The sequence below is a fragment of the Halalkalicoccus subterraneus genome (genome assembly GCF_003697815.1).
Taxonomy (GTDB): Archaea; Halobacteriota; Halobacteria; order Halobacteriales; family Halalkalicoccaceae; genus Halalkalicoccus; species Halalkalicoccus subterraneus.
Map to the genome: position 1 here is coordinate 1 of NZ_RDQG01000094.1, position 20,398 is coordinate 20,398.

A 20,398-nucleotide genomic window follows, 5' to 3' on the forward strand; every position below is an offset into this window, starting at 1 on the left:
GACCTCGTGATCGTCGGGCGGGCCGGGATCGGCGTCGACAACATCGACATCGACGCCGCGACCGAACACGGCGTCATCGTCGCCAACGCTCCACAAGGAAACGTCCGGGCCGCGGCCGAACACACCGTCGCGATGACCTTCGCCGCCGCCCGATCGATCCCGCAGGCCCACACCAGGTTGAAGGCCGGCGACTGGGCCAAAAGCGACTTTTTGGGAACCGAGGTCAACAACAAAACACTGGGAATCGTCGGGTTGGGTCGTGTCGGTCAGGAGGTCGCGAAACGGCTCAACAACCTCGGGATGGATCTCGTTGCGTACGACCCCTACATCTCGGAGGACCGGGCCGACCAGATCGGGGCCGACCTCGTCGAGTTCGAGGACTGCCTGGAGCACGCGGATTTCGTGACCGTCCACACCCCGCTGACCCCCGAGACCGAGGGTCTCATCAGCCACGACGAACTCGCGTTGCTCGATGGGGGCTACCTGATCAACTGTGCCCGTGGCGGCGTCGTCGACGAACCCGCGCTCGCCGAGGCCGTCGAGGAGGGCACCCTGAAGGGTGCGGCGCTCGACGTTTTCGCGGAGGAGCCGGTCTCGCCGGACAACCCCCTGCTCGACGTCGAGGACGTCATCGTCACGCCGCATCTGGGCGCGAGCACCGAGGCCGCCCAGGAGAACGTCGCGACCAGCACGGCCGAGCAGGTGCTCGCCGCCTTCAACGACGAACCCGTCCTGAACGCGCTGAACGCGCCCTCGATCGACAAGAGCGCGTTCCCCCGCGTGCGCCCGTACATCGAACTCGCAGAAACCGCGGGCCGGATCGCCGCCCAACTGATGGACGAGCGCGTCGAGAGCGTCGACGTCCGCTACGCCGGCGAGATCGCCGAGGAGGAGATCGACCTCGTCACCGCGAGCGCGCTCAAGGGCGTCTTTTCTCCCTTGGAGTGGCAGGTCAACGCCGTCAACGCTCCCCAAGTCGCGGAGGACCGCGGCGTCGACGTGACCGAGACCAAATCCCATCAGGCCGAGAACTTCAGAAGTGTGGTCACCGTCACGGTCGGAAACGGCGACGGCGAGACCGAACTCGGCGTTTCCGGCACCCTGTTCGCCGACGACGACCCCCGGATCGTCCGGATCGACGACTATCGGGTGGACGCCATCCCCCACGGGCATATGCTCGTCGCGCGCAACTTCGACGAGCCAGGCACCATCGGCTTCATCGGCACAGTCTTAGGAGAGAACGGCATCAATATCGCGGGGATGTTCAACGCCCGCGAGGCGATCGGCGGCGAGGCGATCACCGTCTACGACCTCGACGAGGAGGTGGGCGAGGAACTGCTCGCCCACCTCGAGGACGACGAGCGGATCATCGAGGCGCGCTACATCACCCTCGACGGCGCGGACACGGTTCGGACATCGCTGTAGAACACCCGAACCCCTTACTCGGCGAGATGCTCTAACACGCCTTCCGTATCGCCGGGCACCGATTCGGGCTCCACGCCGGCCTCGGCCGCCGCGTCGGGGTCCTTCAGCAGGTGACCGGTCGTCAGACAGACCACGCGCTCGTCGCTTTCCACCACTCCGTTCTCGCGGAGCTTCCGCAGGCCCGCGACGCTCGCCGCCGAGGCGGGCTCGACGCCGACGCCCTCGCCCGCCAGCGCGCGCTGGGCATCCGTGATCTCCGCATCGCTCACGGCGACCGCCGTTCCGTCGGTCGCCCGGATCCCCGGCAGTGCTTTCGGGGCGTTCACGGGGTTACCGATCCGGATTGCGGTTGCGCGCGTTTCGACTTCCTCCCAGCGTTTCACCTCACTCCACCCGTTCTCGACGGCCTCGACCATCGGCGCGGCGCCCTCGGCCTGTACTCCCGTGAGTTTCGGGACTTCTCCCTCATCGAGCGATCCCGACCGGACGAGTTCCCGGAAGCACTTATACAGCGCCGCGGTGTTGCCCGCGTTGCCAACGGGGAGGACGATCCGGTCGGGGAACTCTCCATAGTCCTCGCGGTGGCGCTCCAAGATCTCGAAGCCGATCGTCTTCTGGCCTTCTAACCTAAATGGGTTCAGCGAGTTGAGCAGGTAGGCCTCGCCGCGCGCAGCGAGGTCCTGCACGATGTCGAGACAGGTGTCGAAGTTGTCGTCGACCTCGAGGATGCGCGCGCCGTGGAGGCTCGCCTGGGCGATCTTGCCGGCGGCGACCTTACCCGCCGGAAGCAGGACCAAGGTCTCCATACCCGCCCGCCCGCCGTAGGCCGCGAGCGCGGCGCTCGTGTTCCCGGTGGAAGCACACGCCAGTCGATCGACGCCGAGTCGGCTCGCGACCCCGACGCCGACGGTCATGCCGCGGTCCTTGAAGCTCCCGGTGGGGTTCATCCCCTCGTGTTTCACCCGAAGGGATGCGACGCCGAGTTCGTCTTCGAGTCGGGGCACCTCGTACAGCGGGGTCGCGCCCTCCTCGATCGTGACCTCCCGCTCGACCGGCAGCGCGTCGGCGTAGCGCCAGACTCCCTCGCCGGAGAACGATTCGAAGGTGGGGTAGTCGGCGTACCGGACTTCGAGCAACCCCTCGCAGTCGGGACACCGGTAGATCACGTCCTCGAAGGGGGCGATCGCGTTCCCACACTCGATACAGGACAGCCAGGCGCCGTCGTCGGACTCGGGTGGCTCCTCGTCGGCGAGGTCGAGGCTCATCGACTGGATGGAGGGTACGAGGGGTCAAAAGGGCTTAGCTACTCGCCGTCGCCTCGATTCGCCGCCTCACTCCTCGGCGATCCGATAGATGCCGATCGCCCAGTCCGGCCCGTCCACACCGCGGACGTCCCCGCCGACGGCGCTATTCGAGCAGGAACGACAGCAACCCTTTCTGGGCGTGCAGGCGGTTCTCGGCCTGTTCGAAGATCAGCGACCAGTCGCCTTCGATGACCTCGTCGGTGATCTCCTCGCCGCGATGGGCCGGGAGGCAGTGCATCACCCGGGCGTCGGCGGCGTTCGCGAGCAGTTCCTCGTTGACCTGAAAGTCCTCGAACGCCGACAGCCGGTGATCGCGCTGGTCCTCCTGGCCCATACTGATCCAGACGTCGGTGTAGACGACGTCCGCGCCCGCGACCGCCGCGTCGGGGTCGTCGGTCGTCTCCGGGGCGCGCCCCAGCGAATCGGCCCGCTCGATCACCGTGTCGTCGAGCGCGTACTCGGGTGGCGTCGCCACCGTGAGGTCGATCCCACAGAGCGCACAGCCGAGCGCCAACGACCGGGCGACGTTGTTGGCGTCGCCGACCCAGGCGACCGATCGACCCTCCAGTTCGCCGAACGTCTCGCGGATCGTCAGCAGGTCCGCGAGCGTCTGGCAGGGATGGGCGTCGTCGGTCAACCCGTTTATCACCGAGACACCCGCGTAGCGCGCCAACTCCTCGACGTTCGCGTGCTCGAAGACCCGGGCCATGATCGCGTCGACGTAGCCAGAGAGCGCCCGCGCGGTGTCCCGAAGCGGTTCGCCGCGGCCCAGTTGGATGTCGCGCTCGCCCAGGAAGACGGCGTGTCCGCCCAGTTGGGTCATCCCCGTCTCGAAGGAGACTCGGGTACGCGTGCTCGGCTTCTGAAAGAGCATGCCCAACGTTTGGCGTTCGAGATCGGGATGGGGAGTGCCGGCTCGCTGCTTTCGCTTATAGTCGGCCGCGCGGTCGAGAACTTCGAGCAGTTCTTCGCGACTCAGGTCGTCGATGTCGGTGAAGTGTCGTGTCATAGGCGCTCTGCGACCTCCGTCAGCACGGTGATGGAACGGTCGTACTCGGCCAGATCGAGTCGCTCGTCCGGCGCGTGATCCAGATCCGAGTCGCCGGGCCCGTAGGTCACCATCGGACAGTCCCACGCCGAGGCGTAGACGTTCATGTCGCTCGTGCCGGTCTTTCGCAGCAGGCGCGGGTCGCCGTCCCCCCCGCGGATCGCGACCCGGAAGGCCCGCGCCAGCTCCGTCCGCGGGTTTTCCATTACCGGCGGGATCGGCTTGCCCCAGTTGACGCTGCCCGCGGCGTCGGTGTCGGTCCGGAGCTGCCCCTCGGCGATCTCGCGGACCTCCTCGGTCGTCATCGAGGGCGGCACCCGGAACTGGCCGTCGAGCGTCGCCGAGACCGACAACCCATCGGAGTCGGTGCCGCCCTCGATCCCGACGGGCTTGGTGGTCACGCGCTCGAAGACGGGCTCCCATTCCTCGTCCTCGCTGGGCGAGAAGCGTTCCTCGACGCTGCTCCACCAGCCGATGGCGTGCTGGATCGCGTTCGGGCCCGGGCGGGAGGTGTGGCCCGACTCGCTGGTCGCGACGTACGTGCCCGCGAGCATCCCCCGATACCCCAGCGTGATCCCGTCCCAGCCGCTTGGCTCGCCGTTGATCAGAGCGTCGGGCGCTTCACGATCCTCGATCAGGTGCCACGCGCCCCGCGAGTCGGTCTCCTCGCCGACGACGCCGACGAAGCTGGTTCCGGAGTCGACGGCGGCGACCGCCATCGCACACAGCGGCCCGGTCGCGTCGACGCTGCCCCGGCCCCAGAGCACCCCACTGTCGGTGCGAACGGGGATGTCTCCCGGCACCGTATCGATATGGGAGGTCAGCAACACGCGGTCGTCGGCGGGCGCGCGGACGTTACCGACCGCGTCGATCCGGGCCTCGCGGCCGTTTGCCTCGAAGAAGTCGACGAGCCGCTCTGCGGCCTCGCGTTCCTCGCCCGAGGGCGAGGGAATCGAGACGAGGTCGACCAGCAGTTCCCGGCCGGATTGCCGTTGGACGCTCATCTCACGACTCCGTGGTCGCGTCCATCGTCTCGGCGAGTGCCCCGACGAGCCGGTCGACGTGTTCCTCCTCGATCACCAGCGGCGGCAGTAATCTGAGGACCGATCGACCGGCCGGCAGCGCGAGAATCCGGTGGTTCAACGCGAGATCCCGCAGGAGCCGGTTGGAGCCACGTTTGACCTCGATTCCGGTCATCAGCCCGCGCCCGCGGACGTCACGGATCGGCAGGTCCGCCGCCTCGATCTCCTCGTGGAGATACGTCCCCATCTCGGCGGCGTGCGTGGGTAGCTCCTCATCGACGAGCGCGTCGAGGGTCGCTGTGGCGGCCGCACAGACCACGGGGTTCCCGCTGAAGGTCGAGCCGTGCGGGCCGGCGTCCGCGGCGATCCAGTCCCGGCAGAGGGTCGCACCCAGCGGCAGGCCGCTCGCGAGCCCCTTCGCGCTCGTGAGAATGTCGGGCACCACACCCTCACTCTCGCAGGCCCAGAACTCGCCCGTGCGGCCCAAGCCGGTTTGGATCTCGTCGAAGACCAGCGCCGCACCGGTCTCGTCACACTGCTCGCGGGCGGCCTCGAGATAGCCCTCGGGTGCGGGATTGATTCCGCCCTCGCCCTGGATGGGCTCGACGATCACCGCGGCGGTCTCCTCGTCGACGGCCTCGGAGAGCGCTTCCGCGTCGCCGTAGGGCACCGCCTCGAACTTCCCGGCCAAGGGCTCGAAGGGCTTCTTGTACTTGTCCTTCCAGGTCGCCGCGAGCGAGCCCATCGTCCGACCGTGGAAGCCACGCTGGGTGGCGACGATCTTCTGTCGCCCGGTCGCGCTTCGCGCGAACTTCAGCGCCGCCTCGTTGGCCTCGGTACCCGAGTTACAGAGCCAGACGTTCTCGATCCCGTCGGGCGCCACACTCGCCAGCCTCTCGTAGCACGCGTCACGGGCGTCGTTGGGATACGAGGCCTGGACGAACATCAGCTCCTCCAGTTGGTCCTTCGCGGCCGAGACCACGTCGGGATGGCAGTGGCCGACCGGCGTGACCGCGTAGCTCGCGCCGAAGTCGAGGTATTCGGTATCGGAATCATCGTACAGATACGGTCCCTCGCCGCGGTCGATCCTGATGGGCTTCTCCGAGAAGACGAATCCACTCATTGGTTGCCTTCACCTCCGAGCGCGCCGGGACTAAAGCGTGTGCCATGTCCGTCGAGCGCCGCCAGTATGGGATCGTTGAGGTTCGCGTCGGAGACGATCACCTCGCTCGCCCCACTTTCGAGCGCCTCCGTCGCGGCCATCACCTTCTTCGTCATGAACCCTTCCGCGGCCTCCTCGACGCGCTCCATTTCCGCGGGCGTCTCGGCGCTCTCGATCAAGGTGTCGGGTTCGTCGGGGTCCTCGTAGACGCCCGCGACGTCGGTGAGAACCACGAGCGACGCGCCGAGCGCGCCCGCGACGGCGGCGGCAGCGCGGTCGGCGTCGGCGTTGACGGGCGTTCCGTCCTCGGCGAGCATTGGCACGCTCACGACGGGCGTATAGCCCGTATCGAGCAAGGTATCGAGGAGGTCGCTGTTGATCGACTCGATCTTCCCCGAGTGATCGCCGCGCTTGATCTTCTTCTTCCCGTCCTCGATCACTCTGACGGCGGACTTCCGCGCGCCGGTCAGGAGACCGCCGTCCACGCCCGAAAGTCCGAGCGCGTTGACGCCCTCGTTTCTCAGGGCCGTCGTCAGGTCGGTGTTGACCCGCCCGGCCATCGCCATCGTAAAGGCCTCCATCGTCTCCGCGTCGGTAAAGCGCCCGCTGACGCCACCCGGCGTGGTGACGTACTCGGGTTCCCGACCGAGATCCGCCAGCAGCTCGTCGACCGCCGTCGAGCCGCCGTGGACCACGACGACCCGCTCGCCGTTGGCCGTCAGGTGCGCGATGTCCGCGAGCGCGCCCTCCGGTTCGACGGCGCGCGCGCCGCCGATCTTGACGACGATAACCATTAGGGAGCCCCCACGGGATGCAGGCCCTGGAACTCCAAGCCTGCCGTCTCCTCCAGTCCGAGCGCGATGTTGGCTGCATGGACCGCCTGGCCCGCAGAGCCCTTCATCATGTTGTCGATCGCCGAGAAGACGACGATTCGCTTGTTGGCCGGATCGAGCTCGAAACCCACGTCGCCGTAATTGGTACCGGCGACGGCCTTGGGCTCGGGGTAGCGATAGACGCCGCCGCCGCCCGAAGCGATCCGCATGAACGGCTCCTCGGCGTAGCCGTCGCGGTAGGCGCTCCACAGGTCCTTCTTCGAGACCGGTTCGTCGGGAAAGACGTGACAGGTCGCGCTGGCCCCGCGGATCATGTCGACCGCGTGGACGGTAAAGGACACTGAGATCCCGAACTCCCGTTCGATCTCGGCCTCGTGGCGGTGGCTCGTCGGCGCGTACGGGCGGACGATCCCCGAACGCTCGGGATGGGAGGAGGCCGCACCGCCGCTCGCTCCCCCTTCCGAGGAGCCGACCTTCACGTCGACGACGATCTGTTCGTCCCCGTTCAGAACCCCCGAATCGAACAGCGGACCGAGTCCGAGGATCGTCGCGGTGGCGTTACAGCCCCCCGAGGCGATCAGGTCGGCGCCGGGCAACTCCTCCCGGTTCCGTTCCGGAAGGGCGTACACCGATTTGTCGAGGTATTCCGGCGCGCTGTGGCCGTCGTACCACTCCTCGTACTGTTCCTCACTATCGAGCCGGAAGTCCGCCGAGAGGTCCACGACCGTATCGGCGACCTCCTCGAAGGCGTCGATTCGCTCCATCGACACCCCATGCGGAGTTGCCGCGAAGAGCACGTCCACCGACTCCAGATCCGCGGGATCCGAAAACCGAAGCGTCCGGCCCCGCAGGTTCGGGTGGATCGATCCTATCGTTTTGTTCTCGGCCGATCGACTCGTCGCCTGCGTGATCTCGAAGTTCGGGTGTCCGTCTAAGAGCCTGAGCAGCTCTCCACCAGTAAAACCGCTCCCGCCGACGACGCTCGCGGTGAGCGTTTCAGAACCCTCGTCGCTCTCCGCCTCCCCAACTGCCATCAGGCGGTCACCTCGGTTTCGGCGGATGCCTGCGCTTCGAGCCAGTCGACCACTTTCGCAGGAACGTCCACGTCGACGACCTCGTTGAGCGCCTTGAACTCGACGGTGTGGTTGACCTCGTGGACCGTATAGCCCTCCTCGGTCTCCATCAGGTCGATCCCGAGCAGGCCGCCACCGACGGCGTCGCTCGCGCGCTCGACCAGATCGAGGGCCTCCGCGTCGGGCTCGAACACCTCGGTCGTCGCGCCCTTCGCGGCGTTGGTCAGCCAGTGCTCGGAGGCACGGGCCATCGCGGCGATCGGCTCGCCGTCGACGGCCACCACTCGGATGTCCCGGTCGGGTTTCGCGACGAACTCCTGGATGTAGAACACCTTGTGCTCGTAGTGACCCAGCGTCTCCTTGTGTTCGAGGATCGCCTCGGCGGCCGAGCGCGACTCGAGCTTGGCCATCAGCCGGCCCCACGAGCCCATGACGGGCTTGAGCACGCAGGGATAGCCGAACTCCTCGATGCTCTCGAGGGCGGCCTCGGTCGTGAACGCCACGTCCGTGTCGGGCGTCGGCACGCCCGCGCTCGCGAGCGCGAGGCTGTTTTTGACCTTGTCCGCGCAGGTCTCGGCGGTGTCGGGGCCGTTGACGACTGGAACCCCATAGGCCTCACAGAACCGGGTGACGTAGAGGCTCCGGCTCGTCGAGAGACACCGGTCGAGCACGACGTCGACGCCCTCGAAGATTTCGGGGGGATCGTGGACGTTGAACTGGTGTTTTCGCACGTCGATCTTGGTGATCTCGTGGTCGCGCTCGCGAAGCTCGTTCAGCAGGAGCTTCTCGTCTCTACGGATCCGGGAGTACAGGATGCCTACGTTCATTCGTATCGGGTCCGCCTCGTCCGGCGGGTGGAAAAACGGGTCGCTGTCTGGGTGTTCATTGCTGTGCGGTCGCGGTCGCCTTCTCGCCGATCGCCATCACTCGCCCCAGTCTTCCTCGAGTTCGGGCGCTTCCTCGAGCTCGACGGGGTCCGTCGAGACGACCTCGAGCTCCGCGCCGCTGACGGGACTGTCGATGATCTCGCCGACCTCGACGTCGGACGGAACCTCGATCTCGTCGCCGGTCAGGGGGTCCTCCGCCGTGATTGTGCTGTCGTCTGCCATTGTACCTCCACGTATCGTATGGCTCACCTTAAACCCGTCGAATCTATCGTTTAATTAACATATCTGCACCGTCGTCTAAGTGTACGAAAAGGCCGTCGAACCGCGAATCGTGGTGCGCGTATCAGCGATAAGGTGTGTAAGTGTGCCCCGGTCGGGGCGGTCGCTCACTCATACGAACGCACCTCCTCGTCCAACGCCGTGGCGGCCCCATCGAGCGCCTCGGTGCGGCCCTCGATCGCCGCTTTGTCAGCATCGACTGCCTCGCGGGCCGCCGACAGCGTTTCCTCGACGGCTTCGGGCGCGGGTCCGCCCCACGAGTCGCGGCTCGCGACGCTTTCGGCGGGGTCGAGCGCCGACTCGACGACCTCGCGGGGGACGTGTTCCTCGAGGGGTTCGCCGAGGACTTCCTCACTAGCGGCGTCGAGCGCCGTGTAGTCGCTGCCGCTCTCCGATGCATGGGCAACGAGTTCGTGGGCCGTCCGAAACGGCAGCCCGCCCATGGCGAGCGCGTCCGCGACCCCGGTCGCGGTCGAAAAGCCCTCGTCGGCGGCTTCCTTCAGGGCCCCCTCGTCCCAGTCGGCGGTCGCGACCGCGCCGGCCGCGACGTCGGTCGCCTCACGCACGGCGTCGATCGTCTTCCATGCGTGGGGCGTCGCGCGCTGGAGGTCGCGGTTGTACGCTCTGGGTAACCCTTTGAGCGTCGTCAGCAGACCTGAGAGGCCAGAGGAAGCGTCGCCCGCGGTCGCCCGCACGAGTTCGAGCGTGTCGGGATTCTTCTTCTGGGGCATGATCGAGGAGGTCGAGGCGTAGTCGTCCGAGAGCTCGACGTAGCCCTTATTGGCAAAGAGGATCAGGTCCTCGGCGGTCCCGGAAAGCGTCGTCGCCAGCGTCGCGAGCGCGCTCACCGTCTCGAGCAGGAAGTCCCGCGTCGAGGAGGCGTCCATCGAGTTCTCGATCACCGATTCGAAACCCAGCAGCTCCGCGGTTCGCTCGCGGTCGATGTCGAAGGGCGTCCCCGCGAAGGCCGCCGCCCCCAGCGGGCAGCGATTTATCCTCCCATAGGCGTCGAGCAGGCGCTCGGTGTCGCGTGCGACCGCCCCCTCGTAGGAGCACAGCCAGTGGGCGACGGTGGTCGGCTGGGCCGGCTGGAGGTGGGTGTAGCCCGGCATCAACGTTTCTGTGTGCTCGCCCGCGGTTTCGACCAGTGCTTCGCGGAACGCGAGGGCCGCCTCCACGACATCCAGAACGTCCTCACGCAGGCGATACCGGATGCAGGTCGCCACCTCGTCGTTGCGCGAGCGGGCGGTGTGCATCTTCCCGCCGACCGGTCCAATGGCGTCGATCACCGCCGTCTCGATCGCGGCGTGAACGTCCTCGCCGTTCGGCAGCGCGTCGTGGCCCGCCGCCTCGACCTCGTCGAGCGCCGCGAGGATCCCGCCGGCTTCGTCCTCGGGAACGATTCCCTGTTCGGTGAGCATCACGACGTGTGCGCGATCGGTCGCGAGGTCCGCCTCGAAGATCCGTTCATCACTACTCATCGAGGAGAGGAATCCGCGAGCGGGGCCGCCGCCGAAGCGCTCGCGCCGGACCACGTCCCCGTCTCCGGATTCCTCGCTCATCTACTCGTCCCCCTCACTCGAACTCCCGCCGTCGGTCACCACGGGCGTCTCCCCGCCGACGTCGGCCTCGACGGCGTTCGCGAGGCGCTCCTGCAGGCCGTGGTACTTCGCGACGCCGGTGGCGTCCTCTTGTGCGATCCCGTCGACGGTCTCGGTGTTGAACGACGCCGCGCTCGCCGAGTAGACCGCGAACTCGCTTTCCCGTCCGACGGGACGGGCCTTTCCGCCCTCCAGTTTGATCGTCACCGTGCCCGTCACCTTCGTCTGGGTCTCGTCGATGAAGCCGTTCAAGGCCTTCACGAGCGGCGCGAACAGCAGCCCCTCGTAGGCTTTCTCGGACCACTCGTGGTCGACGCCGACCTTGAAGGAGCGCTCGCCCTTCGTGAGCACGAGGTCCTCGAGTGCCTGATGGGCGTTCAGCAGGACCGTCGCCGCGGGATGCTCGTAGTTCTCACGCACCTTGAGCCCGAGCATGCGGTCCTCCATCAGGTCGGTTCGACCGACGCCGTGGGCGCCGGCGACCTCGTTGAGGTGTTCGATCAGTTCGACCCCGTCCATCGCCTCGCCGTCCACACCGATAGGAACGCCCTCCTCGAACTCGATCTCGATCTGTTCCGTCTCGTCGGTCGGCTCGGCGGTCCAGTCGTAGATCTCCTCGGGGGGCACGTAGCTCGGCTCCTCCAACTGGCCGCCCTCGACCGAGCGACTCCAGAGGTTCGTGTCGATCGACCAGACGCCTTCATTACCTGCCTCGACCGGCAGGTCCTTCTCGTCGGCGTACTCGATCTCCCACTCGCGGGTCAGCCCGAGTTCGCGAACGGGCGCGATGACCTCCATGTCCGAGCCGCGCCAGACCGCCTCGAAGCGAAGCTGGTCGTTGCCCTTACCCGTACAGCCGTGGGCCAGGGCCGTACAGTCCTGCTCCTCTGCGACCTCAAGAATGGCCTGTGCGATCACCGGGCGTGCAAGCGCGGTCCCGAGCGGATATCCCTGGTAGGTCGCGTTGGCCTTCACGCCGTCGAAACAGGTCTCGGCGAACTCCGACGTGGCGTCGACGATGTGGTTTTCCAGTCCGAGCGCTTCTGCGGTCTCTTCTGCCTCCTCGAACTCCGCTTCGGGCTGGCCGACGTCGACGGTGACCCCGATCACCTCGTCGTAGCCGTACTCCTCTTCGAGCAGCGGTACGCAGACGGTCGTATCCAGTCCCCCTGAGAATGCGAGTGCAACGCGTTCCATCGTTGCTCGAACGGACCCGTTCGGGGGACATAAATTCTTCTTTTTTATTTATGAAAATTACCGATAGAAGCTACGCTAACGGTGAAAACAAGCGAATCGACTACTCGTCGAATTCGGTGAAAGTCGGGGGAGATGATAGTAGTGGGCCTAGCGGGGGCCCGGCCGCGGTCGTCGGGAGCGTGGGGCTTTGGCCCACGAGCGCGACGCTACGAGTCGCATGAGAGAAGCGGCGTCGCTCGCGGGAACGTGTGCGTCTGCGAGCGGCTGCCGACTCATTGAGCGAATGCAGTAGGTCCGGGATATTAAACTCTTCTGACTCATCAGTGTCTGTCGGGGAGTTCGGCTCGTATCACGAACTCCGTAGACCCCCGATCATCGTACTTATCCGGCCGTGTACCGTCGAATCGCCAGTGACGATCAGTCTGAACGTCCCCGTTCCGGGACAGGTCAAACGCCTCGCCGGCGACCTCGAACCCGATCTCTATACGTTCGAGCGCGTCCGCAGATCCCACACGCTCGGGATCAAGCGCTTCGGCGAACGGACCCCGACGGAGTACGCCCGCCTCGTTCCACGGGTCCGTCAAGCGATCGTCGGTACCCCGCCGTTCGAAGCCCGCGTCACCGGCATCGAGACGTTCGAGGCTCCGCCGAAGGGCGACTCTCCGGTCGTCTACCTCGCCGTGGAAAGCCCCGTCCTTCGGGAACTCAACTCGGACCTCTCGGAAGCCTTCGGCGTGATCGAGGGGATCGACGGGGAGGACTACACGCCACACGTCACGCTCGCCCGCGGGGGGACCGACGCGGAACGCGAGCGCCTTCGAGAGCGCGAGATCGAACCCGTCTCGTGGGTCGTCAGCGAACTCGTCCTGTGGGACGCCACCCACGGGGAGGTCGCCACCCGGCTTTCCCTACCGGTCTAGGCGCGGTTCGGGCGACTCGTCGTAGGCGTCGTGATCGCCGTAGAAGTTCAGCATCGAGAACTGGAGTTTCTCGGGGGCGATGTCGATCAGTTCTCGGCGCTCCTCGGCCGGGAACGCGCCCCGGACGCTGTACTTGCCCATCTCGCGTTCGGCCGTCTGCGTGTAGCGTTTATCGACGAGCGCGCGCACCCCGAACTCCTCGGGCGAGCGAAGCACCCGCCCGAGCGCCTGTCTCGTCTTCCTGATCGTGGGGATCTCGACGGCGTACTCCCAGCCCGCATCGGGGTTCGAATCGCCGTAGATCGACTGGTAGGCCTCCTGGACCGCGTCCATGCGCTCGTCGAGATGTGGGTAGGGGACCCCGACGACGAGCACGGTGTGGGCGTCGTCGGCGTCGAAGCTCACTCCCTCGGTGAGGGTGCCCCACAGCGAGGTGAACAGCGCGCCGTTCTCGCTGTCGGCGAACTCCTCTCGTAGGTCCTCGGCACCCACTCCGGGCCGGTCGAGATACGGCGTCGCGGTCGTCTCGACCCGCCCGTAGTAGCGCTCTGCCTCGTAGTAGCTCGGGAAGAACATCAGGGAGTTGCCCGGCGTCATCCGGATCGCGTCCTCGATCACTCGGGTGATCGTCTCCTGTGTGTCGGGATCCTCGCGCTCGCTTGAAAAGAGCGCGGGCGTCTCGACCGCGAAGGTTCGCCGGTTCTCCTCGGGGAACTCCAGCCCGTAGGCCATTTCGATAGGCTCCTCTAACCCCAGTACGTCCTCCAGCACGTCGAAGGGACGAAGCGTCGCGCTCATCAGCACGCTCGCGTGCACGCTCGAGAAGAGACTTTCTGCGACCTCGCGGGGGATACAGGTGTAGAGCTCCGCCCGGCCGTACACTTCGTCACTTCCCTCGTCGCGGCGCACCCCGAGGACGGGATACTGGTCCAGCGCGGCCCCGTCGTCGAGCCAGCCCTCGACGAAGGCGGCGGCCTGCAGGGTCTGACACTCCGCGCGCGTCTGGGCCTGCCCGTTGCGATACGCTTCCTCGTACTGGTCGTCGAGCTCCTCGCCGAACTCCAGTGCGCTCTTCAGATCCCGGTCGATCCCCCGGCCCGTGTACTCCTCCAGAAAGGCGAGCGTGAGGTCGTCGCGGCCCGACTCGTTGGCGATGGCGACGTCCTCCCAGTTCTCGTCGACCGACCCCCGGTCGCTGAAGCCGAGCGAGTCTTCGTAGGTCGAGACGAGCGCGCGACGAAACGCCGCGAACACGGCGAAGGCGTCCTCGCTTCGCGGGTCGTCGCTGTCCTCACACTCGTCGAGTGCGCTGTCGATGGTGTTCTCGGTGAGGGTTCGCGTCGCGTGGTCGCGGGCTGCGTCCTCGATGTTGTGGGCCTCGTCGAAGACGCAGATCACGTCCTCGGGGTCGCGGTCGAGCCACCGGAAGAACTGCTCGCGGATCATGGGGTCGAGCAGGTGGTGGTAGTTACAGACCACCAGATCGACCCCCTCCATCCCCTCTTTCAACAACTCATAGCCGCAAAACCCCTCGCGTTCGGCGTATTCGTAGACGTCGTCGGGGGTCCGGACGTCGGAGAAGAGCCACTGGTAGAAGTCGTCGGTGTCCTCCATCAGGTTGTTGTAGTAGTGCTCGCAGGTCGGTTCCTCGCGGAGGTCGGACACCTCCTCGTCGACCGATTCGAGTTCGTCCATCACCGCGCTGCGGGCTTCCGCGGCCCCCTGATCGCCCGCCTGGCTCTCCTCCAGCAGTTCGTCCTGCTTGCGTTCGAGTTGCGCCCTGTCGACCTCGGATTCGGCGAGATCGCGGGTCGTGTCCCGGAGGACTTGACACTCCTCGTAGCCGACGTCGATGTGACACATCGACGCCTTTCCCTTGAAGACGACCGCGCGGATCGCCTCCTCGCGCGTGATCGCGCGGGCCTCCTCGACGAACTGGCGCATCTGCTGGTGGACGTTCGTCGTGATCACGACGGTCTTGTCGGTCTCGCGGGCCTGCGAGAGGGCGGGTACGAGCGCCGAGAGGGTCTTGCCGGTCCCGCAGGCCCCCTCGAAGAGCACGTCCTGTCCGCGTGCGAGGCCGTTCTCGATGCGTTCGATCGCCTCGCGCTGGTTCTCGTAGGGGGCGTCGTACGGGAAAAACCGCGCGGAGTCGGTCGTCGCCACACTGGTTCTGTGAACCGTTCTGATAAAAACGCTCGGATCAGGCCGTTTGGGGTTCGATGTAGACGCTTTTGACGCTCTCGTCCGTCTCCTGCAACGCCCGTTCCATTCCGCCGATACGCTCGTCGATCTCGTCGCCGTCGAGGGCCGAATCGAACCCGACGTCGGCGGCCACGAGCACGTAGTCCGGTCCGAAGTGAACGCTGCGGAACCCGGCGACCTCGCGGACCCCGTCCCAGCCGGCGACGATCTCGCGTAGCTCCTGCTCGTCGGTCTTCGGGAGGCTCTCGCCGATCAGCAGGCGCTTGTTCTCCCAGGCCAGCGCGATGGCAAAGCCCATCAACAACAGCCCGATCAACAGCGCCGCCGTCCCGTCGTAGACGGGGTTGCCGGTGACGCGCGTGAGGTAGATGCCCGCAAGCGCGAGGCCGAGCCCCGCGAGCGCGACGGTGTCCTCGGTCAGCGCCGTCAGCACCGTGGTTCGGCTGGTCTTCTTGAACGCCTCGCGGTAGCCGCTCCAGCCCCGCTCGTCGATCTCCGCGCGGATCGCCGCTCGGGCTTTCATGAAGGCGTAGGTCTCGAAGACGATCGCGCCGAGCAACACCGCGTAGTTGACGTAGATCCCCGGAACGGTCGTCCCGAGCAGGGTGACCGTCCCCTCGGTCAGGTGGACATCACCGTGAACGAGCGCCTCGTAGCCGCCCTTCGCGCTCTCCCAGCCCGCGATCCCGAACAGCAGGACGCTCACGAGGAAGCTGTAGAAGAACTCGGATTTGCCGTAGCCGAAGGGATGTGAGCGATCGCGCTCCTGTCGGCCGTAGTAGATCCCGACTAGGAGGAACACCTGGTTGCCCGTATCCGAGACGGAGTGGTACGTCTCGGCGAGCATCGCGGGGCTCCCGGTCAACAGAAAGCCGCCGAACTTCAGTCCCGCGATCGCTCCGTTCGCCACCAACGCGGCCAGCACCACGCCGACGCTTTCACCTGCCATCGGCCCCGCTACTCACCCGGGGATAATGCCGTTTGGGGTCGGTCCGTCATCGCGCCCGTGAGCGAAACCTACACCACTCGCGGGACCCCAGTCCCGGCATGCTCACCGTCGTTTCGGATACCCACAGCAACGCGGGCCACGCGCTGACCGACCGCACCCTCGAGGCCGTCCGAACCGCCGACCGCGTCATCCACGCCGGCGACTTCACGTCCGTTTCGGCGCTGGAGGCCTTTCAGGACCTGGTCACCCGCCTCGATGCCGTCCACGGCAACGCGGATGCCGCGGCGGTCCGCGACCGACTTCCTGATGCCCGAATCCTCGACTGGGCGGGTCTGCGGATCGCGGTAACACACAGGCAAAACGGTGGCTCGACGGGATTGGCGATGTTCGGGCGCGAGCGCGGCGCTGATCTGGTGGTCTCGGGTCACTCCCATGCGCCGAGTGTCACGCGGACCGACGATCTCACGCTTTTGAACCCCGGTAGTCACGACCAACCGCGGGGCAACCGGTTGGGACATGCGGAACTCGAACGGCACGGAACGGGGGTTCGCGGGCGACTCCGACAGCCGGACGGGACGGTCATCGAGGAGTTCTCGCTCTAAGACCGGCCGATGGCCTTCGGCCTCGGCCAGTTCGGCGCGGTTCTGCACCTCGCCGATGAACGTGTCGTGATTCGTGACGAGTCCGTCCATCGCCGTGAACCCGTAACCGATCACGGCGCGACTGCAGACCGGCTACGGTCGCCATCGTGGCCGAAACGCTCTTTTGCCCGCCGTGGGATATGGGCGTATGCTCCCCGAACTCGATATCGTCTATCTCGTCGCGATAGCGATGCTGATACTCTTCGTCGGGGGGTCGTACCTGTTCGTCCGGAAGGTCCTCTTTGGCTTTCGCGAGGGCATCGAGAGCGGGCGACGCTAATCTCGGAGCGCCCGCTCGACCGCTGCGACCGCCTCCTCGATCGCCTCCCTGTCGACGTCCCAGTGGGCACAGAAGCGCACGACGTGCTCGCCGAATGCCACCCCGAGAACGCCCGCTGATTCGCAGGCCACGAGGAACTCCTCGGCGGTGTAGTCGCTTCCCGCACAGTCGACCAGCACGATGTTCGTCTCGGGTTCGGGTGCGGAGAGTCCATCCAGTCCGTCGAGTCCGGCCGCGAGCCGGCTGGCCTTCTCGTGGTCTTCCGAGAGGCGGTGACGGTTCTCCAGGGCCGCGAGCCCCGGCGCGGCGATGATCCCGGCCTGGCGCATCCCGCCACCGAACAGTTTCCGATTGCGTCGGGCACGCTCGATGAAGTCCTCGCTTCCGGCGAGCATCGACCCGACAGGGGCGCCGAGGCCCTTCGAGAGACAGAACATGACCGAATCGACCGGCGCGACGATCTCGCTCGCCTCGACGCCGAGCGCCGCCGCCGCGTTGAACACGCGCGCGCCGTCGAGGTGGACCGGCACGCCCAGATCGTGGGCCGTCTCAGCGGTTTCGGCGATCTTCTCGGCCCCGATGGCCGCCCCGCCCTTGCTGTTGTGGGTGTTTTCGAGGGTCAGAAGCCCGGTTCCGGGCCGGTGGAGGTCCTCCGCGACGTAGCTCCCTCTCACTTGTTCGGGCGAGACGACCCCGCGGTCGTCGCCCTCGATCGTGCGGACCTGCAGGCCCGAGAGCTGGGCCATCCCGCCCAACTCCCACTTCACGACGTGGCTCTCGCGTTCCGCGAGCACCTCCTGGCCGTGTTCGGTGTGGGTTCGCACCGCCACTTGGTTGCCCATCGTCCCCGTCGGGACGTACAGCGCCGCCTCCGTGCCCACGATTTCTGCCGCGCGATCCTCCAGTTCGTTCACCGTGGGGTCCTCGCGGTAGACGTCGTCGCCCACCTCGGCGTTCGCGCTCGCCTCGCGCATCCGGTCGTCCGGCCGCGTCACCGTGTCGCTTCGCAGGTCGATCATACCGGGCGTGGGCGGCCGACGGGCAAAACCCTCCCGTCTCATTCGCGGATCCTGCCAGTATCCGTCCCCTTTTGACCACGATCCGAGAAGGGCCGATGAATGTCGGTCTCCGAGAACCTGTCACGCATCCGAGCGCCGGCCCCCGCTCTGACGATCGCGCTCGTGGCCGCCGCCCTCGCCTTCGTCGGCTCCCCGCTCGGGGGCGAGGCGGCGACGATGCTCGCGATCACGCTCTTCTGTGTCGCCCTCTGGGTTCTCACCCCCGTCCCGCCGGCCTATACGGGCGTCGTCTGCATCGGGCTGGTCGGCGCAGCCTTCTCGACGGAGCTGGCGCTCGTGGGCTTCCAGTCGCCCGCGACGTGGCTGATCGGGTTCGGGCTGTTGATCGGGCTCGCGACCCGCGAGAGCGGTCTCGCCGCGTGGGCCGGCCGGTGGCTCGTCGCCCGGGCAGTCCCCGAACGCTGGCGAAACGACCCCCGCCGGGCCTACGGCGCGCTGCTTCTCGCGCTCTGTCTGGGCGCGCTCGCGCTGGCGCTGTTGGTCCCCTCGACGATCGTGCGCGTGCTCGTGCTCGCGCCGGTGCTCTACGAGACGGGCGAACTGTTCGAGGACCGCGAGGCCAGGGTTGGTGTCTTCCTCGGCCCGCTCTTTGCCACCTTCTACGGCGCCTCGGGGATCTACACCGCCGCGCTCCCGAACGTCATCATCTCGGGGATCGCCGAATCGGTTGGCGACCTCGCGATCGGCTGGACCGAGTGGGCGATGGTGTTGTTTCCGGTCATGGGGCTCGCGCGCACCCTGCTGGTCGCGGGCGTCGTCTTCGCGCTGTATCGGCCCGCCGCCGACTCGGGCGTCGAGATCCCGGCCGGCGAACCCGACAGGGCGGGGACGAGCGAGAAACGCATGCTCGCGTTCCTGCTCGCGGGCACCCTCTTCTGGACGACCGACTTCCTCCACGGGCTGCATCCCGTCTTCGGTGCCGTCCTCGTCGTCGTCCTCGCCTTTCTTCCCACCGTCGGCGTCATCGAGTTCTCGCGGGCGGGCGAGCCCGACTACTCCATTCTGTTCTTCCTGGGGGGCGTCTTCGCCATCGGTGAGGGACTCTCGCGGACGGGATTTGCTGACCTCGCCGCCGAGGCGCTGTTCGAGGCGATCCCCACCGACGGATCGCTCGTCCTCGTGCTCGCGTTCGTCTTCGGGGCGACCATTCTCCTCAATCTCCTGATGGAGGGGCTGGCGGTCGCGAGCGTCCTCACCCCCGTGCTGGTCTCGTACGCCTCGGGTGCGGGTCTGCCGCTGGAGCCGGTGGTGATGACCGAGGCGCTCGCGCTGGGAACCTACTTCTTCCCGTATCAGTCGGCCGTACTCGTCGCGATCCTCGCTCAGGAGGGCGTCGAGGCAGGTGATCTGATCCGCGTCACCGTCGCTTGCTCGCTGGCGACGATTCTGCTCCTCTTGCCGATCCAGTTCGGGCTCTTCTCGGTGCTGTACTGATAGGGATCATCGTAGCAGTTCATAGCTCTTCGAGTGCGAATCGAACGACACCGGTATATCACGTCTGCCTGAGAGATCCGGTTGGCTACGATGGTCCCTCTGAACCCAAACGGGTTTGGTCGGCCGCACGTCAGGTTCGATATGGATCCGCGCATTCGCGAACACGCAGAGACCATCGTCGACCATTCGACGGACGTTCAGGACGGTGACGACGTCATCGTTAGCGCCCCGCCCGTCGCGAGCGATCTCGTCGTCGCGCTCCACGAGGTGCTCGGCGATCGGGGTGCGAACCCGGTCTCGCTGTCCGCCGACGAGCGTGCCCAGCGGGCCTTTCTGCGTTCCTCGGCGGAGTTCGAAACGCCGAGCCACGAGCAGGCCCTGATGGACGAGACCGACGTGTTCATCCATCTCCGTGCCAACGAGAACGCCACCGAGACCAGCGACGTCGACCCCGAGGTCACGGCCGCCTACTCCGTCGCCCAACAGCCCATCCGCGAGGAACGACTCTCGAAGCGCTGGTGTCTCACGCAGTTCCCCGCGCCCGCGAACGCCCAGCTGGCGGGCATGAGCACCGAGGCCTACGAGAACTTCGTCTGGGACGCGATCAACAAGGACTGGGACGAACAACGGGCGTTCCAGGCACGGATGGTCGAGATCCTCGACCCCGCGGAGGAAGTCCGGATCGTCTCGGGCGAGCACACCGATGTAACGATGAGCGTCGCGGGTAACACCACGCTGAACGACTACGGCGAGAAGAATTTACCCGGGGGTGAGGTATTCACCGCACCCGTACCCGACAGCGTCGAGGGCTTGGTCTTCTTCGACAAACCGCTGTACCATCAGGGCCGCGAGATCACCGAGGTCGCCCTGGAGTTCGAGGACGGCGAGGTCGTCGAACATTCGGCCGGACAGAACGAGGACCTCCTCACTGAAGTGCTGAACACCGACGACGGCGCACGCAGACTCGGCGAGCTCGGCATCGGGATGAACCGCGACATCGACCGGTTCACGTACAACATGCTGTTCGACGAGAAGATGGGCGACACCGTTCACATGGCC

Annotated in this window: 19 protein-coding genes; 6 read left to right on the forward strand and 13 right to left on the reverse strand. The window is 66.6% G+C overall.

Going from position 1 to position 20,398, the window contains the following annotated elements:
• Nucleotides 1-1,425: phosphoglycerate dehydrogenase (serA, locus tag EAO80_RS18860; RefSeq protein WP_122091364.1), on the forward strand; the 1,425-nt coding region annotated here is incomplete at its 5' end.
• A 14-nt stretch (nucleotides 1,426-1,439) separates the two neighbouring features.
• Here the strand turns inward: serA and thrC are convergent.
• From thrC to EAO80_RS18910, 10 genes are all read right to left on the reverse strand, one after another.
• On the reverse strand, nucleotides 1,440-2,690 hold the full coding sequence (gene thrC / locus EAO80_RS18865) for a threonine synthase (protein ID WP_122091365.1): 1,251 nt from the start codon (nucleotides 2,688-2,690) through the stop codon (nucleotides 1,440-1,442).
• Nucleotides 2,691-2,832: 142 nt separating this feature from the next.
• The gene (gene argF / locus EAO80_RS18870) at nucleotides 2,833-3,738 is read right to left on the reverse strand and encodes an ornithine carbamoyltransferase (RefSeq protein WP_122091366.1); all 906 of its coding nucleotides are present in this window, start codon (nucleotides 3,736-3,738) and stop codon (nucleotides 2,833-2,835) included.
• Complete coding sequence (locus EAO80_RS18875) at nucleotides 3,735-4,781, reverse strand: [LysW]-lysine hydrolase (protein ID WP_122091367.1); 1,047 nt, start codon at nucleotides 4,779-4,781, stop codon at nucleotides 3,735-3,737. The genes argF and EAO80_RS18875 overlap by 4 nt, the downstream gene beginning before the upstream one ends.
• Nucleotide 4,782: 1 nt before the next feature.
• The gene (locus EAO80_RS18880) at nucleotides 4,783-5,922 is read right to left on the reverse strand and encodes an aspartate aminotransferase family protein (RefSeq protein ID WP_122091368.1); all 1,140 of its coding nucleotides are present in this window, start codon (nucleotides 5,920-5,922) and stop codon (nucleotides 4,783-4,785) included.
• On the reverse strand, nucleotides 5,919-6,755 hold the full coding sequence (locus tag EAO80_RS18885) for an acetylglutamate/acetylaminoadipate kinase (protein WP_122091369.1): 837 nt from the start codon (nucleotides 6,753-6,755) through the stop codon (nucleotides 5,919-5,921). Before EAO80_RS18885 ends, EAO80_RS18880 begins: the two co-directional genes overlap by 4 nt.
• Entirely contained in the window at nucleotides 6,755-7,828 is a 1,074-nt protein-coding gene (gene argC, locus EAO80_RS18890; protein WP_122091370.1) for an N-acetyl-gamma-glutamyl-phosphate reductase, read from the reverse strand. Before argC ends, EAO80_RS18885 begins: the two co-directional genes overlap by 1 nt.
• Nucleotides 7,828-8,694 carry a lysine biosynthesis protein LysX gene (lysX, locus tag EAO80_RS18895; RefSeq protein ID WP_122091371.1) on the reverse strand — a complete coding sequence of 289 codons (867 nt, stop codon included), beginning with the start codon at nucleotides 8,692-8,694 and terminating at the stop codon, nucleotides 7,828-7,830. Before lysX ends, argC begins: the two co-directional genes overlap by 1 nt.
• 96 nt (nucleotides 8,695-8,790) lie before the next feature.
• Nucleotides 8,791-8,976, reverse strand: coding sequence for a lysine biosynthesis protein LysW (lysW, locus tag EAO80_RS18900; protein WP_122091372.1), 186 nt, complete (start codon nucleotides 8,974-8,976; stop codon nucleotides 8,791-8,793).
• Nucleotides 8,977-9,140: 164 nt separating this feature from the next.
• Nucleotides 9,141-10,595: an argininosuccinate lyase gene (gene argH, locus EAO80_RS18905; protein ID WP_122091373.1), complete on the reverse strand. Its 1,455-nt coding sequence runs from the start codon at nucleotides 10,593-10,595 to the stop codon at nucleotides 9,141-9,143.
• Complete coding sequence (locus EAO80_RS18910) at nucleotides 10,596-11,831, reverse strand: argininosuccinate synthase (protein WP_122091374.1); 1,236 nt, start codon at nucleotides 11,829-11,831, stop codon at nucleotides 10,596-10,598.
• Nucleotides 11,832-12,241: 410 nt separating this feature from the next.
• Here EAO80_RS18910 and EAO80_RS18915 point away from each other — a divergent pair, with 410 nt between their 5' ends.
• Nucleotides 12,242-12,751, forward strand: a complete 510-nt coding sequence (locus tag EAO80_RS18915; RefSeq protein ID WP_122091375.1) for a 2'-5' RNA ligase family protein — start codon at nucleotides 12,242-12,244, stop codon at nucleotides 12,749-12,751.
• Here EAO80_RS18915 and EAO80_RS18920 read toward each other — a convergent pair.
• Together EAO80_RS18920 and EAO80_RS18925 are read right to left on the reverse strand one after the other, a co-directional pair.
• Nucleotides 12,740-14,917: an ATP-dependent DNA helicase gene (locus tag EAO80_RS18920; RefSeq protein ID WP_122091376.1), complete on the reverse strand. Its 2,178-nt coding sequence runs from the start codon at nucleotides 14,915-14,917 to the stop codon at nucleotides 12,740-12,742. The genes EAO80_RS18915 and EAO80_RS18920 overlap by 12 nt on opposite strands.
• A 37-nt stretch (nucleotides 14,918-14,954) precedes the next feature.
• Nucleotides 14,955-15,905, reverse strand: coding sequence for a cation diffusion facilitator family transporter (locus tag EAO80_RS18925; protein WP_122091377.1), 951 nt, complete (start codon nucleotides 15,903-15,905; stop codon nucleotides 14,955-14,957).
• Between the two features lie 98 nt (nucleotides 15,906-16,003).
• Here EAO80_RS18925 and EAO80_RS18930 point away from each other — a divergent pair, with 98 nt between their 5' ends.
• Both EAO80_RS18930 and EAO80_RS20700 read left to right on the forward strand, forming a co-directional pair.
• The gene (locus tag EAO80_RS18930) at nucleotides 16,004-16,507 is read left to right on the forward strand and encodes a metallophosphoesterase (protein ID WP_122091378.1); all 504 of its coding nucleotides are present in this window, start codon (nucleotides 16,004-16,006) and stop codon (nucleotides 16,505-16,507) included.
• A 187-nt stretch (nucleotides 16,508-16,694) separates the two neighbouring features.
• A complete protein-coding gene (locus EAO80_RS20700; protein WP_281273064.1) occupies nucleotides 16,695-16,826 on the forward strand; it encodes a DUF7859 family protein in 132 nt (43 codons plus the stop codon).
• On the opposite strand, the gene EAO80_RS18935 is transcribed toward EAO80_RS20700, so the two are convergent.
• Nucleotides 16,823-17,845 carry a threonine aldolase family protein gene (locus tag EAO80_RS18935; protein WP_122091379.1) on the reverse strand — a complete coding sequence of 341 codons (1,023 nt, stop codon included), beginning with the start codon at nucleotides 17,843-17,845 and terminating at the stop codon, nucleotides 16,823-16,825. The two genes, EAO80_RS20700 and EAO80_RS18935, sit on opposite strands and share 4 nt — an antisense overlap.
• A 99-nt stretch (nucleotides 17,846-17,944) precedes the next feature.
• Here EAO80_RS18935 and EAO80_RS18940 point away from each other — a divergent pair, with 99 nt between their 5' ends.
• Nucleotides 17,945-19,339 (forward strand): SLC13 family permease, encoded by a 1,395-nt coding sequence (locus EAO80_RS18940; RefSeq protein WP_122091380.1) that lies wholly within the window; start codon nucleotides 17,945-17,947, stop codon nucleotides 19,337-19,339.
• Between the two features lie 141 nt (nucleotides 19,340-19,480).
• On the forward strand, nucleotides 19,481-20,398 hold a 918-nt coding region (locus tag EAO80_RS18945; RefSeq protein WP_162994091.1), incomplete at its 3' end, for an aminopeptidase.